Genomic DNA, 18,297 nt, shown 5'->3' with positions numbered 1-18,297 from the left:
GTGGCATATGAGCAAAAAATCGATTCAAAAGGTGTACGCACTGACACCAATGCAGGAGGGAATGCTGTATCATGCGATGCTTGATCCGCATTCTTCCTCGTACTTCACACAATTAGAGCTTGGGATTCACGGCGCTTTTGATCTTGAAATCTTTGAGAAAAGCGTCAATGAACTGATTCGGTCATACGATATTCTCCGTACGGTATTTGTGCATCAGCAGCTGCAAAAACCGCGTCAGGTCGTGTTAGCGGAACGCAAAACAAAAGTGCATTATGAGGATATCAGTCATGCAGACGAAAACCGCCAGAAAGAGCACATTGAGCGTTACAAACAAGACGTTCAGCGCCAAGGCTTTAACCTGGCAAAAGACATATTGTTCAAGGTAGCGGTTTTCCGCCTTGCTGCAGATCAGCTGTATCTTGTCTGGAGCAATCATCATATTATGATGGACGGCTGGAGCATGGGCGTCCTCATGAAAAGCCTGTTCCAAAACTATGAAGCGCTCAGAGCAGGAAGGACACCTGCAAATGGTCAAGGCAAGCCTTACTCCGACTACATCAAATGGCTTGGAAAACAGGACAATGAAGAAGCGGAGAGCTACTGGAGCGAGCGCTTGGCGGGTTTTGAACAGCCAAGCGTGCTCCCGGGCCGCCTGCCTGTAAAAAAAGACGAATACGTCAATAAAGAATATTCCTTTACATGGGACGAAACACTGGTTGCCCGCATTCAGAAAACCGCAAACCTTCATCAAGTGACAGGGCCTAACCTATTTCAGGCCGTTTGGGGGATTGTTCTCAGCAAATACAACTTTACGGATGATGTGATCTTCGGAACGGTCGTCTCGGGACGACCGTCTGAAATCAACGGAATCGAAACGATGGCGGGGCTGTTTATCAACACCATTCCAGTGCGGGTGAAAGTTGAACGAGATGCTGCATTCGCTGATATTTTCACAGCTGTTCAGCAGCATGCAGTAGAGGCAGAGCGTTACGATTACGTGCCGCTCTATGAGATTCAAAAACGCTCAGCCCTTGATGGCAATCTCTTAAACCATCTGGTCGCGTTTGAAAATTATCCGCTTGATCAAGAGCTTGAAAACGGCAGCATGGAAGACCGCCTCGGGTTTTCGATTAAGGTAGAAAGCGCATTTGAACAAACGAGCTTCGATTTCAACCTGATTGTGTATCCAGGCAAAACATGGACCGTCAAAATTAAATATAACGGAGCCGCCTTTGATTCCGCTTTTATCGAACGGACAGCGGAGCACCTTACCCGCATGATGGAAGCAGCTGTCGATCAGCCGGCCGCTTTTGTGCGTGAGTACGGGCTTGTGGGAGACGAAGAGCAGCGTCAAATTGTCGAGGTGTTTAACAGCACGAAAGCCGAACTCCCTGAAGGAATGGCTGTTCACCAAGTGTTTGAAGAGCAAGCGAAACGGACGCCGGCGAGCACTGCCGTCGTATATGAAGGAACCGAGCTGACGTACCGCGAGCTGAATGCAGCGGCTAACCGTCTGGCGAGAAAGCTTGTCGAACAAGGCCTTCAAAAAGGGGAAACAGCAGCGATTATGAACGACCGCTCAGTAGAAACCGTTGTCGGCATGCTGGCTGTGTTAAAAGCAGGCGCCGCATATGTGCCGCTTGATCCAGCGCTTCCGGGGGATCGTCTTCGTTTCATGGCAGAGGACAGCTCCGTTCGAATGGTTTTGACCGGAAATTCTTATACAGGGCAGGCACATCAGCTGCAGGTGCCAGTTCTTACACTGGACATAGGCATTGAAGATGGCGAAGCTGACAATCTCAACCTGCCATCCGCCCCGTCTGATTTGGCGTACATCATGTACACATCCGGTTCAACGGGCAAACCGAAAGGCGTCATGATCGAACATAAAAGCATTCTGCGCCTCGTCAAAAATGCCGGGTACGTTCCTGTTACTGAAGAGGACCGCATGGCGCAAACAGGGGCAGTCAGCTTTGATGCCGGAACGTTTGAGGTATTCGGCGCACTGCTGAATGGCGCAGCGCTTTATCCGGTCAAAAAAGAGACACTGCTTGATGCGAAACAATTTGCTGCATTCCTGCGTGAGCAAAGCATCACAACCATGTGGCTGACATCACCTTTATTCAACCAGCTTGCTGCAAAGGATGCGGGTATGTTCGGCACACTGCGCCATTTAATCATCGGCGGAGACGCCCTTGTCCCGCATATTGTCAGCAAAGTAAAACAGGCATCGCCGTCGCTTTCATTGTGGAACGGATACGGCCCGACAGAAAACACGACGTTTTCAACCAGTTTTCTGATCGACCGCGAGTATGGCGGCTCTATCCCAATCGGGAAGCCGATCGGAAATTCCACTGCCTATATTATGGATGAGCAGCAATGCCTGCAGCCAATCGGCGCGCCTGGTGAGCTTTGCGTAGGCGGAATCGGTGTAGCGCGAGGATATGTCAATCTCCCTGAGCTGACGGAGAAGCAATTTCTCGAAGACCCGTTCAGACCGGGTGAGAGAATTTATCGCACTGGTGACTTGGCAAGATGGCTGCCGGACGGCAATATCGAATTTTTAGGCAGAATCGACAACCAAGTGAAGGTGCGCGGCTTCCGAATTGAGCTTGGCGAAATTGAAACAAAACTGAACATGGCTGAGCATGTGACAGAGGCTGCGGTGATCATCCGCAAGAACAAAGCGGATGAAAATGAAATTTGCGCGTACTTCACGGCGGATCGTGAAGTGGCTGTGGGCGAGCTGAGAAAAACACTGTCTCAGTCTTTGCCTGACTATATGGTCCCTGCCCACCTGATTCAAATGGACAACCTGCCGCTCACGCCAAACGGGAAAATCAATAAAAAGGAACTGCCTGCACCGCAATCAGAAGCCGTGCAGCCGGAATACGCAGCACCAGAAACAGAGAGTGAAAAGAAATTAGCGGAGATCTGGGAAGGAATACTCGGCGTCAGAGCAGGCGTTACCGATAACTTCTTTATGATCGGCGGCCATTCTTTGAAAGCGATGATGATGACGGCGAAAATTCAAGAGCATTTTCATAAGGAAGTTCCGATAAAAGTGCTTTTTGAAAAGCCGACTATTCAAGAAATGGCACTGTATTTGGAAGAGAACGAAAGCAAGGAGGAGCAGACGTTTGAACCGATCAGGCAAGCATCTTATCAGCAGCATTATCCTGTATCCCCGGCCCAGCGGAGAATGTATATCCTCAATCAGCTTGGACAAGCAAACACAAGCTACAACGTCCCCGCTGTACTTCTGCTGGAGGGAGAAGTAGATAAAGACCGGCTTGAAAACGCGATTCAGCAATTAATCAACCGGCACGAAATCCTCCGTACATCGTTTGACATGATCGACGGAGAGGTTGTGCAAACCGTTCATAAAAACATATCGTTCCAGCTGGAGGCTGCCAAGGGACGGGAAGAAGACGCGGAAGAGATAATCAAAGCATTTGTTCAGCCGTTTGAATTAAACCGCGCGCCACTCGTCCGTTCGAAGCTTGTCCAGCTGGAAGAAAAACGCCATCTGCTGCTCATTGATATGCATCATATTATTACTGACGGAAGTTCAACAGGCATTCTAATCGGTGATCTTGCCAAAATATATCAAGGCGCAGATATGGAACTGCCACAAATTCACTATAAAGATTACGCAGTTTGGCACAAAGAACAAACTAATTATCAAAAAGATGAGGAATATTGGCTCGATGTCTTTAAAGGCGAACTGCCAATACTGGATCTTCCCGCGGATTTCGAGCGGCCTGCTGAACGGAGCTTTGCGGGAGAGCGCGTGATGTTTGGGCTTGATAAGCAAATCACGGCTCAAATCAAATCGCTCATGGCAGAAACAGATACGACAATGTACATGTTTTTGCTGGCGGCGTTCAATGTACTCCTTTCCAAGTACGCGTCACAGGATGATATCATTGTCGGCTCGCCGACAGCTGGCAGAACACATCCTGATCTGCAAGGTGTGCCGGGTATGTTTGTCAACACGGTGGCACTCAGAACGGCACCAGCGGGAGATAAAACCTTCGCGCAATTTCTTGAAGAGGTCAAAACAGCCAGCCTTCAAGCATTCGAGCACCAGAGCTATCCGCTTGAGGAGTTGATTGAAAAGCTTCCGCTTACAAGGGATACAAGCAGAAGTCCGCTGTTCAGCGTGATGTTCAACATGCAGAATATGGAGATTCCTTCATTAAGATTAGGAGATTTGAAGATTTCCTCGTATTCCATGCTTCATCATGTTGCGAAATTTGATCTTTCCTTGGAGGCGGTCGAGCGTGAAGAGGATATCGGCCTAAGCTTTGACTATGCGACTGCCTTGTTTAAGGACGAGACGATCCGCCGCTGGAGCCGCCACTTTGTCAATATCATCAAAGCGGCCGCGGCTAATCCAAACGTTCGGCTGTCTGATGTAGATCTGCTTTCATCTGCAGAAACGGCTGCTTTGCTAGAAGAAAGACATATGACTCAAATTACCGAAGCAACCTTTGCCGCTCTTTTTGAAAAACAGGCCCAGCAAACACCTGACCATCCTGCGGTGAAGGCTGGCGGAAATCTGCTGACCTATCGCGAGCTTGATGAACAGGCGAACCAGCTGGCGCATCATCTTCGTGCCCAAGGGGCCGGAAATGAAGACATCGTCGCGATTGTTATGGACCGGTCAGCTGAAGTCATGGTATCCATTCTCGGTGTCATGAAGGCGGGGGCAGCTTTCCTTCCGATTGATCCTGATACACCTGAAGAACGAATCCGTTATTCATTAGAGGACAGCGGAGCAAAATTTGCGGTCGTGAATGAAAGAAACATGACGGCTATTGGGCAATATGAAGGGACAATCGTCAGCCTTGATGACGGTAAATGGAGAAATGAAAGCAAGGAGCGCCCATCATCCATTTCCGGGTCTCGCAATCTTGCATACGTCATTTATACGTCCGGTACGACCGGAAAGCCAAAGGGCGTGCAGATTGAGCATCGCAATCTGACAAACTATGTCTCTTGGTTTAGTGAAGAGGCGAGCCTGACGGAAAATGATAAGACTGTATTGCTTTCATCTTACGCATTTGACCTTGGCTATACGAGCATGTTCCCTGTACTTCTGGGCGGGGGCGAGCTCCATATCGTCCAGAAGGAAACCTATACGGCGCCGGATGAAATAGCGCACTATATCAAGGAGCATGGGATCACATATATCAAACTGACACCGTCTCTGTTCCATACAATAGTGAACACCTCCAGTTTTGCAAAAGATGCGAACTTTGAATCCTTGCGCTTGATCGTCTTGGGAGGAGAAAAAATCATCCCGACTGATGTTCTCGCCTTCCGTAAGATGTATGGACATACCGAATTTATCAATCACTACGGCCCGACAGAAGCAACGATCGGCGCCATCGCCGGGCGGGTTGATCTGTCTGAGCCGGATACATTTGTGAAACGCCCGACAATCGGACGGCCGATTGCGAATGCCGGCGCGCTTGTCTTAAATGAAGCATTGAAGCTTGTGCCGCCGGGAGCGAGCGGACAGCTCTATATCACAGGACAGGGGCTTGCGAGAGGGTATCTCAACAGGCCTCAGCTGACAGCCGAGAGATTTGTAGAAAATCCATATTCGCCGGGAAGCCTCATGTACAAAACCGGAGATGTCGTACGAAGACTTTCTGACGGTACGCTTGCATTTATCGGCCGGGCTGATGATCAGGTGAAAATCCGCGGCTACCGCATTGAGCCGAAAGAAATTGAAACGGTCATGCTCAGCCTCAGCGGAATTCAAGAAGCGGTTGTATTAGCGGTTTCCGAGGGCGGTCTTCAAGAGCTTTGCGCGTATTATACGTCGGATCAAGCTATTGAAAAAGCAGAGCTCCGGAAGCAACTTTCCCTAACACTGCCGTCTCATATGATTCCTGCTTTCTTTGTGCAGGTTGACGCGATTCCGCTGACGGCAAACGGAAAAACCGACAGAAACGCTTTGCCGAAGCCGAACGCGGCACAATCCGGAGGCAAGGCCTTGGCCGTACCGGAGACAGCGCTTGAAGAAAGCTTATGCCGCATTTGGCAGAAAACGCTTGGCATAGAAGCCATCGGCATTGACGACAATTTTTTCGATTTAGGCGGCCATTCATTAAAAGGGATGATGCTGATTGCCAACATTCAGGCGGAATTGGAGAAAAGCGTACCGCTTAAAGCACTGTTCGAGCAGCCGACTGTTCGACAGCTGGCGGCTTATATGGAGGCGTCTGCCGTTTCAGGCGGTCATCAAGTACTCAAGCCGGCTGACAAGCAGGATATGTATCCATTGTCATCCGCACAGAAACGGATGTACGTGCTCAATCAGCTTGACCGCCAGACGATAAGCTACAACATGCCATCTGTTCTTCTAATGGAAGGAGAGCTTGATATTTCGCGCCTGCGCGACTCACTCAATCAGCTCGTGAACCGTCACGAATCATTGCGGACGTCATTTATGGAAGCTAATGGTGAGCCTGTTCAGCGCATCATTGAGAAGGCGGAGGTTGATCTTCATGTGTTTGAAGCCAAAGAAGACGAAGCGGACCAAAAGATTAAGGAATTTATCCGGCCATTCGACTTAAACGACGCACCGCTCATTCGCGCAGCTTTGCTTCGAATAGAAGCGAAAAAACATTTGCTGCTTTTAGATATGCATCATATCATCGCAGACGGCGTCTCAAGAGGCATCTTTGTAAAAGAATTGGCGCTGCTTTACAAAGGAGAGCAGCTTCCGGAGCCGGCGCTTCATTATAAAGATTTCGCCGTTTGGCAAAATGAAGCTGAGCAACAAGAACGGATGAAGGAGCATGAGGCGTACTGGATGTCAGTTCTTTCAGGCGAGCTGCCAGAGCTTGATCTCCCGCTTGATTATGCCCGTCCGCCTGTGCAAAGCTTTAAAGGAGATACGATCCGTTTCCGTACGGGAAGTGAGACGGCAAAGGCGGTAGAAAAACTGCTTGCCGAAACCGGAACGACCTTGCACATGGTGCTCCATGCTGTTTTCCACGTCTTTTTAAGCAAAATTTCCGGACAGCGGGATATCGTCATCGGCTCCGTTACTGCCGGCCGGACGAATGCTGATGTTCAGGACATGCCGGGAATGTTCGTCAATACACTTGCCCTGAGAATGGAAGCGAAAGAACAGCAAACATTTGCGGAGCTTTTGGAGCAAGCAAAGCAGACGAACTTGTCAGCGCTTGAGCATCAGGAGTATCCGTTTGAAGATCTGGTTAATCAGCTTGATCTCCCTCGGGATATGAGCCGAAACCCATTGTTTAATGTGATGGTGACGACAGAAAACCCTGATAAAGAACAGCTTACATTGCAAAATCTGAGCATTTCACCTTATGAGGCTCATCAGGGAACTTCTAAGTTTGATCTGACACTGGGCGGATTTACTGATGAAAATGGCATTGGCTTGCAGCTGGAATATGCGACAGATCTGTTCGCAAAAGAAACAGCTGAAAAATGGAGCGAATACGTTCTGCGGCTACTAAAGGCTGTTGCGGATAACCCGAACCAGCCGCTTTCCAGCCTGTCACTGGTCACCGAGACAGAAAAGCAAGCGCTTCTTCAGGCATGGAAGGGCAAAGCGCTGCCTGTGCCGACAGACAAAACGGTTCATCAGCTATTCGAAGAGACTGCCCAGCGCCACAAAGCCCGCCCGGCTGTCACATACAACGGCCAGTCTTGGACGTACGGCGAGCTGAATGCGAAGGCAAACCGTCTCGCGCGGATTCTGATGGACTGCGGCATCAGCCCGGATGACCGCGTCGGCGTTCTCACGAAGCCGTCGCTTGAAATGTCCGCCGCGGTGCTCAGCGTCTTGAAAGCCGGAGGGGCGTTTGTGCCGATTGATCCTGACTACCCGGATCAGCGGATTGAGTATATTTTACAGGACAGCGGCGCGAAGCTTCTCTTGAAACAGGAAGGCATTTCAGTGCCGGACAGCTATACGGGAGATGTCATTCTTCTCGACGGAAGCCGCACGATTCTAAGCCTGCCGCTTGATGAAAACGACGAGGAAAATCCAGAAACCGCTGTAACCGCGGAGAACTTGGCGTACATGATTTACACGTCTGGAACGACCGGACAGCCGAAGGGTGTCATGGTCGAGCACCATGCGCTTGTGAACCTGTGCTTCTGGCACCACGACGCGTTCAGCATGACAGCGGAGGACCGCAGTGCGAAGTACGCGGGCTTTGGGTTCGATGCTTCCATTTGGGAGATGTTCCCGACTTGGACGATCGGCGCTGAACTTCACGTCATTAATGAAGCGATCCGCCTCGATATCATCCGCCTGAACGATTACTTCGAAACGAACGGCGTAACGATCACGTTCCTGCCGACACAGCTTGCGGAACAGTTCATGGAGCTTGAGAACACATCACTTCGCGTCCTCTTGACCGGAGGAGACAAGCTGAAGCGCGCAGTGAAAAAGCCGTACACACTCGTCAACAACTACGGGCCGACAGAAAATACGGTCGTTGCCACAAGCGCAGAAATCCATCCGGAGGAAGGCTCGCTTTCCATCGGACGGGCCATTGCCAATACGAGAGTATACATTCTCGGCGAGGGCAATCAGGTGCAGCCGGAAGGCGTAGCCGGAGAGCTTTGCGTGGCGGGGCGCGGACTGGCACGAGGCTATCTGAATCGAGAAGACGAAACCGCGAAGCGGTTTGTCGCTGATCCGTTTGTGCCGGGTGAGCGCATGTACCGCACCGGCGATTTGGTGAAGTGGACAGGCGGCGGCATCGAATACATCGGCCGGATCGACCAGCAGGTCAAGGTCCGCGGCTACCGGATCGAGCTCTCAGAAATCGAAGTCCAGCTCGCCCAGCTTTCTGAGGTGCAGGATGCGGCGGTGACAGCTGTCAAAGATAAAGGTGGCAACACAGCGATCGCGGCGTATGTCACCCCGGAATCAGCTGACATAGAAGCACTGAAATCAGCACTGAAGGAAACCCTGCCGGATTACATGATCCCGGCGTTCTGGGTGACGCTGAACGAGCTTCCGGTTACGGCAAACGGCAAAGTGGACCGCAAAGCCTTGCCTGAGCCGGACATTGAAGCGGGAAGCGGAGAATACAAAGCGCCGACGACCGACATGGAAGAGCTGCTTGCCGGCATCTGGCAGGACGTGCTTGGAATGTCTGAAGTCGGTGTCACCGACAATTTCTTCTCGCTTGGCGGAGATTCCATCAAAGGAATTCAAATGGCGAGCCGCTTGAACCAGCACGGCTGGAAGCTGGAAATGAAAGATCTCTTCCAGCATCCGACGATCGAAGAGCTGACCCAATATGTAGAGCGTGCCGAAGGCAAACAGGCAGACCAAGGCCCGGTAGAGGGCGAAGTCATCCTGACGCCGATCCAGCGCTGGTTCTTTGAAAAGAACTTCACGAACAAGCACCACTGGAACCAATCTGTGATGCTTCACGCCAAGAAGGGCTTTGATCCTGAACGGGTGGAGAAAACATTGCAGGCGCTGATCGAGCATCATGACGCGCTCCGCATGGTCTATCGTGAGGAAAACGGGGACATCGTTCAGGCGTATAAACCGATCGGTGAGAGCAAGGTCAGCTTCGAAATCGTGGATCTGTACGGCTCTGATGAAGAGATGCTGAGAAGCCAGATTAAGATTCTCGCGAACAAGCTGCAAAGCAGTCTCGATCTGAGAACCGGGCCGCTTTTAAAGGCGGAGCAATATCGCACAGAAGCTGGGGATCACCTGCTCATTGCTGTACACCATCTCGTGGTCGACGGTGTGTCATGGCGGATTTTGCTTGAAGACTTTGCTTCAGGCTACATGCAGGCTGAGAAAGAAGAGAGCCTTGTCTTCCCGCAAAAAACAAACTCCTTCAAGGACTGGGCGGAAGAACTGGCGGCATTCAGCCAATCAGCGCATCTTTTACAGCAGGCTGAATACTGGTCGCAAATTGCCGCTGAACAGGTTTCTCCTTTACCGAAGGATTGTGAAACAGAGCAGCGGATCGTCAAGGATACATCATCCGTCCTATGTGAATTAACGGAAGAAGACACTAAGCATCTTTTAACAGATGTTCATCAGCCATATGGAACTGAAATCAACGATATTCTTCTCAGTGCGCTCGGTTTGACAATGAAAGAATGGACAAAGGGTGCCAAAATCGGCATTAACCTTGAGGGACACGGCCGGGAGGACATTATCCCGAATGTGAATATCTCCAGAACGGTCGGCTGGTTTACGGCACAATACCCTGTTGTGCTCGACATATCTGACGCAGATGCCTCGGCTGTGATCAAAACAGTCAAAGAAAACCTGCGCCGCATTCCCGACAAAGGTGTTGGCTACGGCATTCTTCGTTATTTCACAGAAACAGCGGAAACAAAGGGCTTCACACCGGAGATCAGCTTCAACTATTTGGGCCAATTCGACAGTGAAGTCAAAACCGATTTCTTTGAACCATCCGCTTTCGATATGGGGCGCCAAGTAAGCGGAGAATCAGAGGCGCTGTACGCTTTAAGCTTCAGCGGCATGATCAGAAACGGCCAGTTTGTGCTTTCCTGCTCCTACAATGAGAAGGAGTTTGAAAGAGCTACAGTCGAGGAGCAAATGGAACGGTTTAAAGAAAACCTCCTGATGCTAATCCGCCATTGCACGGAAAAAGAAGACAAGGAATTCACACCAAGCGACTTCAGCGCCGAAGACCTTGAAATGGACGAGATGGGAGATATCTTTGACATGCTTGAGGAGAATTTAAAATAAAACGCAAGGGAATTACAGAAGGCGGGAGCGAAACATATGAGTCAATTTAGCAAGGATCAGGTTCAAGATATGTATTACCTATCGCCGATGCAGGAAGGGATGCTTTTTCATGCCATCCTGAATCCCGGCCAAAGCTTTTACCTTGAACAAATCACGATGAAAGTAAAAGGCAGCTTGAATATCAAATGTCTTGAAGAAAGCATGAATGTGATCATGGACCGGTACGATGTATTTCGTACCGTGTTCATTCACGAAAAAGTAAAAAGACCTGTCCAAGTCGTATTGAAAAAACGGCAGTTCCAAATAGAAGAAATCGATCTGACACACTTAACGGGCAGCGAGCAAACAGCCAAAATCAATGAGTACAAAGAACAGGATAAGATCAGGGGTTTTGATTTGACGCGGGATATTCCGATGCGGGCAGCCATTTTCAAGAAAGCTGAAGAAAGCTTTGAATGGGTGTGGAGCTACCACCACATTATTTTGGACGGATGGTGCTTCGGCATCGTCGTACAGGATCTATTTAAGGTATACAATGCTCTGCGCGAACAAAAGCCGTACAGCCTGCCGCCCGTCAAACCGTATAAAGACTACATCAAGTGGCTTGAAAAGCAGGATAAACAAGCATCGCTCCGCTACTGGCGCGAGTACTTGGAGGACTTTGAAGGACAAACGACGTTTGCGGAGCAAAGGAAGAAACAGAAGGACGGCTATGAGCCGAAAGAGCTGCTCTTTTCACTGCCGGAGGCGGAAACAAAGGCTTTTACTGAGCTTGCAAAATCGCAGCATACCACTTTAAGTACGGCGCTGCAGGCAGTCTGGAGCGTATTGATCAGCCGCTATCAGCAGTCTGGCGATTTGGCCTTCGGTACAGTTGTTTCAGGGCGTCCCGCGGAAATCAAAGGCGTTGAACATATGGTCGGGCTGTTTATCAACGTTGTCCCGAGACGTGTGAAGCTGTCTGAGGGTATCACATTTAACGACTTGCTCAAGCAGCTGCAGGAGCAATCGCTGCAGTCTGAGCCGCACCAATATGTGCCGCTTTATGACATCCAAAGCCAGGCCGATCAGCCGAAACTGATTGACCACATCATTGTTTTTGAGAACTATCCGCTTCAGGATGCGAAAAATGAAGAAAGCAGTGAAAACGGCTTTGATATGGTGGATGTTCATGTTTTTGAGAAGTCGAATTATGATCTCAACCTGATGGCTTCCCCGGGAGATGAGATGCTGATTAAGCTTGCCTATAATGAGAATGTGTTTGATGAGGCGTTTATCCTGCGCTTGAAATCTCAGCTTCTCACAGCAATTCAGCAGCTCATCCAGAATCCGGATCAGCCTGTCAGCACGATCAACATCGTTGACGACAGGGAGAGAGAATTTTTGCTAACCGGCTTAAACCCGCCGGCTCAAGCTCATGAAACAAAGCCTCTGACGGATTGGTTCAAGGAAGCAGTGAACGTCAATCCGGATGCACCGGCGCTTACGTATTCCGGCCAGACCCTGTCTTATCGCGAATTAGATGAGGAAGCGAACCGCCTTGGACGCCGGCTGCAAAAACAAGGTGCGGGCAAAGGCTCTGTTGTAGCGCTGTACACGAAGCGCTCACTTGAACTGGTGATCGGCATTCTCGGTGTATTAAAGGCGGGAGCAGCCTATCTGCCGGTTGATCCGAAGCTGCCAGAGGACCGAATCTCGTATATGCTGGCTGACAGTGCGGCAGCCTGTCTTCTGACGCATCAGGAGATGAAAGAACAAGCGGCTGAGCTGCCGTATACAGGCACAACGCTCTTCATTGATGATCAAACACGGTTTGAAGAACAGGCAAGCGATCCTGCAACCGCGATTGATCCTAATGATCCGGCATATATCATGTACACGTCCGGCACAACCGGAAAGCCAAAAGGCAATATGACTACTCATGCCAATATTCAAGGTTTGGTCAAGCATGTAGACTACATGGCATTTTCTGATCAGGATACGTTCTTGTCGGTTTCGAATTACGCCTTTGACGCATTTACCTTTGATTTCTATGCTTCTATGCTGAATGCGGCACGGCTCATTATCGCAGACGAACATACGCTGCTTGATACAGAACGGCTCACAGATCTGATTCTGCAAGAGAATGTCAATGTCATGTTTGCGACAACCGCACTATTTAATCTTCTCACAGATGCGGGAGAGGATTGGATGAAGGGGCTTCGCTGTATATTATTCGGCGGAGAGCGCGCCTCAGTGCCTCATGTCAGAAAAGCGCTGCGGGTCATGGGGCCGGGCAAGCTGATTAACTGCTACGGGCCGACTGAGGGAACAGTGTTTGCGACAGCTCACGTCGTGCATGATCTGCCGGATTCCATCTCCTCATTGCCGATTGGAAAGCCGATCAGCAATGCCAGTGTTTATATTCTGAACGAGCAAAGCCAGCTCCAGCCATTCGGGGCGATCGGTGAACTGTGCATCAGCGGAATGGGCGTGTCAAAAGGATATGTAAATCGTGCTGACCTCACGAAGGAAAAGTTTATTAAGAACCCGTTCAAGCCGGGAGAAACGCTTTACCGCACAGGGGATTTAGCGCGCTGGCTGCCGGATGGAACGATTGAATACGCCGGCCGTATTGACGACCAGGTCAAAATACGCGGACACCGGATTGAGCTTGAAGAAATCGAAAAGCAGCTGCAGGAATACCCAGGTGTGAAAGATGCGGTCGTTGTGGCGGACCGCCATGAGTCTGGCGATGCATCAATCAATGCCTACCTTGTGAACCGAACGCAGCTTTCAGCTGAGGACGTGAAGGCGCACCTGAAAAAACAGCTTCCTGCTTATATGGTGCCGCAAACCTTTACCTTCTTGGATGAGCTTCCTTTAACGACGAACGGGAAAGTCAATAAACGGCTGCTCCCAAAACCTGATCAGGATCAGCTGGCGGAAGAATGGATTGGACCGCGGAACGAGATGGAAGAAACAATCGCACAAATATGGTCTGAGGTTCTCGGCAGAAAGCAAATTGGCATTCATGACGATTTCTTTGCGCTCGGAGGGCATTCCTTGAAGGCCATGACCGCCGCGTCCCGCATCAAGAAAGAGCTCGGGATTGATCTTCCAGTAAAGCTTTTGTTTGAAGCGCCGACGATCGCCGGCATTTCAGCGTATGTGAAAAACGGGGGTCCCGATGGCTTGCAGGATGTAACGATAATGAATCAGGATCAGGAGCAGATCATTTTCGCATTTCCGCCGGTCTTGGGCTATGGCCTTATGTACCAAAATCTGTCCAGCCGCTTGCCGTCATACAAGCTGTGCGCCTTTGATTTTATTGAGGAGGAAGACCGGCTTGACCGCTATGCGGATTTGATCCAGAAGCTGCAGCCGGAAGGGCCTTTAACATTGTTTGGATATTCAGCGGGATGCAGCCTGGCGTTTGAAGCTGCGAAAAAGCTTGAGGGACAAGGCCGTATTGTTCAGCGGATCATCATGGTCGATTCCTATAAAAAACAAGGTGTCAGTGATCTGGACGGACGCACGGTTGAAAGTGATGTCGAAGCGTTGATGAATGTCAATCGGGACAATGAAGCGCTCAACAGCGAAGCCGTCAAACAAGGCCTCAAGCAAAAAACACATGCCTTTTACTCATACTACGTCAACCTGATCAGCACAGGCCAGGTGAAAGCAGATATTGATCTGTTGACTTCCGGCGCTGATTTTGACATACCGGAATGGCTTGCATCATGGGAAGAAGCTACAACAGGTGCTTACCGTATGAAAAGAGGCTTCGGAACACACGCAGAAATGCTGCAGGGCGAAACGCTAGATAGGAATGCCGGGATTTTGCTCGAATTTCTTAATACACAAACCGTAACGGTTTCATAAATGAAGTGATGAAAGGAGGAGACAGCCAATGAGCCAACTCTTCAAATCATTTGATGCGTCGGAAAAAACACAGCTCATCTGTTTTCCGTTTGCCGGCGGCTACTCGGCGTCGTTTCGCCCTCTCCATGCTTTTTTGCAGGGGGAGTGCGAGATGCTCGCTGCCGAGCCGCCGGGACACGGCACGAATCAAACGTCAGCCATTGAGGATCTCGAAGAGCTGACGGATTTGTACAAGCAAGAACTGAACCTTCGCCCTGATCGGCCGTTTGTGCTGTTCGGACACAGTATGGGCGGAATGATCACCTTCAGGCTGGCGCAAAAGCTTGAGCGTGAAGGCATCTTTCCGCAGGCGGTTATCATTTCTGCAATCCAGCCGCCTCATATTCAGCGGAAGAAAGTGTCCCATCTGCCTGATGATCAGTTTCTCGATCATATTATCCAATTAGGCGGAATGCCCGCAGAGCTTGTTGAAAATAAGGAGGTCATGTCCTTTTTCCTGCCTTCTTTCCGATCAGATTACCGGGCTCTTGAACAATTTGAGCTTTACGATCTGGCCCAGATCCAGTCGCCTGTTCATGTCTTTAACGGGCTTGATGATAAAAAATGCATACGAGATGCGGAAGGGTGGAAGAAGTGGGCAAACGACATCACATTCCATCAATTTGACGGCGGGCACATGTTCCTGCTGTCACAAACGGAAGAAGTCGCAGAACGGATTTTTGCGATCTTGAATCAGCATCCGATCATTCAACCGTGATCAAAAGCGGACAGCTTCGGCTGTTCCGCTTTTTTTGTGTTGAATGCCAATTTTTGCATGGTATAATAGTCGAAATACTCAAATAAAGGCAGGTCGAAACATGCGCACGTCTCCCAGGATGAAATGGTTTGTATTGCTGTTTACGTTTGTTTTCGCCATCGGAATGAACTCATTCAGAAATTCCTTTCAATTTTTTATGCTGCCAATGGCAGATGCCTTCCATGCCGACAGGTCGCTGATTTCGGTTTCTGTCAGCATTTTTATGATCACAACCGGCATCGTCCAGTTTTTTGTCGGTTTTTTTATCGACCGTTTCAGTGTCAGAAAAATTATGGCGCTTGGAGCTGTCTGCATCAGCGCAAGCTTTTTGGTGCTTCCTTATTCACCGAATGTTCATGTGTTTTCCGCCATTTACGGTGTGCTTGGCGGAATCGGGTATTCCTGCGCGGTCGGCGTGACGACCCAGTACTTCATCAGCCGTTGGTTTGACATACACAAAGGTCTGGCGCTTGCTATTTTGACCAATGCCAACTCTGCGGGCCTGCTGCTTCTCTCACCCATTTGGGCTGCGGCTCCGTATCATGCCGGCTGGCAGAGCACCTATACCATTTTGGGAATCGTCATGGCGGCTGTTCTGCTGCCGCTCCTCGTCTTTGGGATGAAGCACCCGCCACATGCGCAAGCGGAGTCTGTGAAAAAATCTTATGATTGGCGGGGGTTTTGGAACGTGATGAAGCAATCCCGCCTCATTCATATCCTGTACTTCGGCGTGTTTACTTGCGGATTTACAATGGGAATTATTGATGCTCACCTCGTCCCGATACTGAAGGATGCGCATGTCTCTCATATCAACGGAATGATGGCCGCGTTTGGGGCGTTTATCATCATTGGCGGATTATTGGCAGGCTGGCTGTCCGATCTCCTCGGCAGCAGAAGCGTCATGCTATCCATCTTATTTTTCATTCGGCTGCTCAGCCTCATTTGCCTGCTCATTCCCATTCTCGGAATTCATCACAGCGACCTTTGGTACTTCGGGTTTATCCTGTTATTCGGGCTCAGTTACACAGGCGTGATCCCGCTGACCGCAGCGTCAATTTCGGAAAGCTATCAAACAGGATTGATCGGATCGCTGTTAGGCATCAATTTCTTTATCCATCAGGTTGCCGGAGCTCTTAGCGTGTATGCGGGCGGTTTGTTTTTTGACATGACTCATGGTTATTTGCTGATTGTCGCTGTGTGCATCGTGTTTGTGGGTTTATCGGCTGTAATAGAGCTGGTGCCGTTTTTAGATAAACAGAAGGCAAAAGAAACCCACCATTCAATATAAAAGGATCAGCACTGTCAATGCTGATCCTTTTTAAATTTGAGTTTTTTTGTTTCGGTATTTTTAAGGATAATCTCCTTGAATCTGTTCATTTCCTCTTTGGAATGAAAAAAACGTTTTGGGATCGCAATATATTGGCCACTTGATGTATTGACCCTGAAGATATTTTTATATTCGAAAACAGCTGTGATTTCATCCCAATTGTAAATGAGGTCATATTTTTTAGAACATATACGAATTCCTTCTTGGTTCAGAGTATATGTTCTTTTAGATTTCATCCGTTCGTTCTTCTTGTATGCTCTGGAAAACTTCACATATAGAAGAAGGAGGAGCAGCAGTGTAAACAGAACTGACATCACGATAATCAACATACTGTTCATAAACAAGTTAAGCGCGTCACTGCCATAAACGATACGGGGCCATCCGTTAATGAAGTTAACTGCAGCAAATATGGCGCAAAACAACAGAAAGTAAAAGCATGATATTTTTGCGATTTGATAAAAAAAGATTTCTCTTACATCCTTAAAAGCAATTTCTCCTGGAAGATTGATACTTTCATTAGCATATTGAATCATACGGTAAACCTACACCTCTAACCATGTTTTTCCTTTCAGTCTAGCATAATTTCTCATTTTTTTGCAGGCATACCAGGGCGCTTTGTTTTTTTCTCCAGATTGATATTGCTCCCCACCACGCCAATCATAATACAAACAGCCCCGGCAAGATGATACCAGGCCAGGCTTTCTTTGAGAATCACAACTCCTGCAATCATCGTCACAATGGTAGATACATGATTAAAAGCGCTCATTTTAAACGCCTCAATTCGCGACAGCGTATAGTTAGACAGAAACGAAGTAACAAGTGAAGACAGCACGCCCAAATACACAATGCCGAGAACGAAGCCGGGCTCCCGGAACGGCAGAAAATAAGTGCCGACTGTTCCCGCCGCTCCGTGACGCACAAGGGCGATGGCGTTGAAGACGACAAAGCCGATGGCTGACATGATGTAGGTGAGCTCGGTCAGCTTGAACCGCTGCGTCATTTTTCTGGCAGCAGTATTGTACATCGCTGAAGACAAAGCGGACAATAGGATCAGCAAAGACCCTTTTAAGCTGGCTGATTCCACGTCAACGCCTTTCATCACAAAAATAAACATGACGCCGGCAACGGATAAAACCGTGAACCCCTTTTGGGTCCACGTTGGGCGTTCCTTTAAAACATAAGCGGCAAAGACCATCGTGAAAATCGGAATGGCTGCCTGAATAATTCCCGCTTCAGAGGAGGACGAGTACACAAGGCCGAATGCCTGAAAGCTGAAAAATAACGCGGGATACAGCAGGGCGAGCGGCAAAATGGCAATGACGTCCTTTACGCGGATTGATAGCTTTACCCAGCCGAATAAGATCGGTACAGTGGCCGCAGCAAACGCAATGGTGAACCGATGCGCCAAAATATCAAACGGCTCTGCTGTTTGCAGTGCGATTTTTACGAATAGAAAGGATAAACCGATAATGAACGAATATAAAATAGCCGCTATATAAGCGGGGGCTTGCTGATGTTTAACCATAATGGGAATGGCTCCTTTACCTGAATTGC

General features: G+C 49.3%; 6 protein-coding genes. 4 read left to right on the top strand and 2 right to left on the bottom strand.

Annotated elements, in window-relative coordinates; genetic code table 11:
* Positions 1-7: 7 nt before the first annotated feature.
* From srfAB to BGM23_RS20095, 4 genes are all read left to right on the top strand, one after another.
* Positions 8-10,756, top strand: a complete 10,749-nt coding sequence (srfAB, locus tag BGM23_RS22440; protein WP_046664290.1) for a surfactin non-ribosomal peptide synthetase SrfAB — start codon at positions 8-10, stop codon at positions 10,754-10,756.
* 36 nt (positions 10,757-10,792) lie between these two features.
* Positions 10,793-14,620 (top strand): surfactin non-ribosomal peptide synthetase SrfAC, encoded by a 3,828-nt coding sequence (gene srfAC, locus BGM23_RS20105; protein WP_029726579.1) that lies wholly within the window; start codon positions 10,793-10,795, stop codon positions 14,618-14,620.
* A 28-nt stretch (positions 14,621-14,648) separates the two neighbouring features.
* A complete protein-coding gene (srfAD, locus tag BGM23_RS20100; protein ID WP_029726578.1) occupies positions 14,649-15,377 on the top strand; it encodes a surfactin biosynthesis thioesterase SrfAD in 729 nt (242 codons plus the stop codon).
* A gap of 100 nt (positions 15,378-15,477) precedes the next feature.
* Entirely contained in the window at positions 15,478-16,704 is a 1,227-nt protein-coding gene (locus BGM23_RS20095) for an MFS transporter (protein WP_029726577.1), read from the top strand.
* A 14-nt stretch (positions 16,705-16,718) separates the two neighbouring features.
* Here the strand turns inward: BGM23_RS20095 and BGM23_RS20090 are convergent, their stop codons facing one another.
* Both BGM23_RS20090 and BGM23_RS20085 read right to left on the bottom strand, forming a co-directional pair.
* Complete coding sequence (locus BGM23_RS20090; protein ID WP_029726576.1) at positions 16,719-17,276, bottom strand: YcxB family protein; 558 nt, start codon at positions 17,274-17,276, stop codon at positions 16,719-16,721.
* Between the two features lie 53 nt (positions 17,277-17,329).
* A complete protein-coding gene (locus BGM23_RS20085; RefSeq protein ID WP_015715233.1) occupies positions 17,330-18,268 on the bottom strand; it encodes a DMT family transporter in 939 nt (312 codons plus the stop codon).
* Positions 18,269-18,297 lie beyond the last annotated feature (29 nt).

Origin of the sequence: Bacillus sp. FJAT-14266 (assembly GCF_001719225.1) — a bacterium.
Classification (GTDB): domain Bacteria; phylum Bacillota; class Bacilli; order Bacillales; family Bacillaceae; genus Bacillus; species Bacillus subtilis.
Note: the sequence above shows the minus strand (reverse complement) of the source record. Positions and strands in the feature narration are given on the sequence as shown.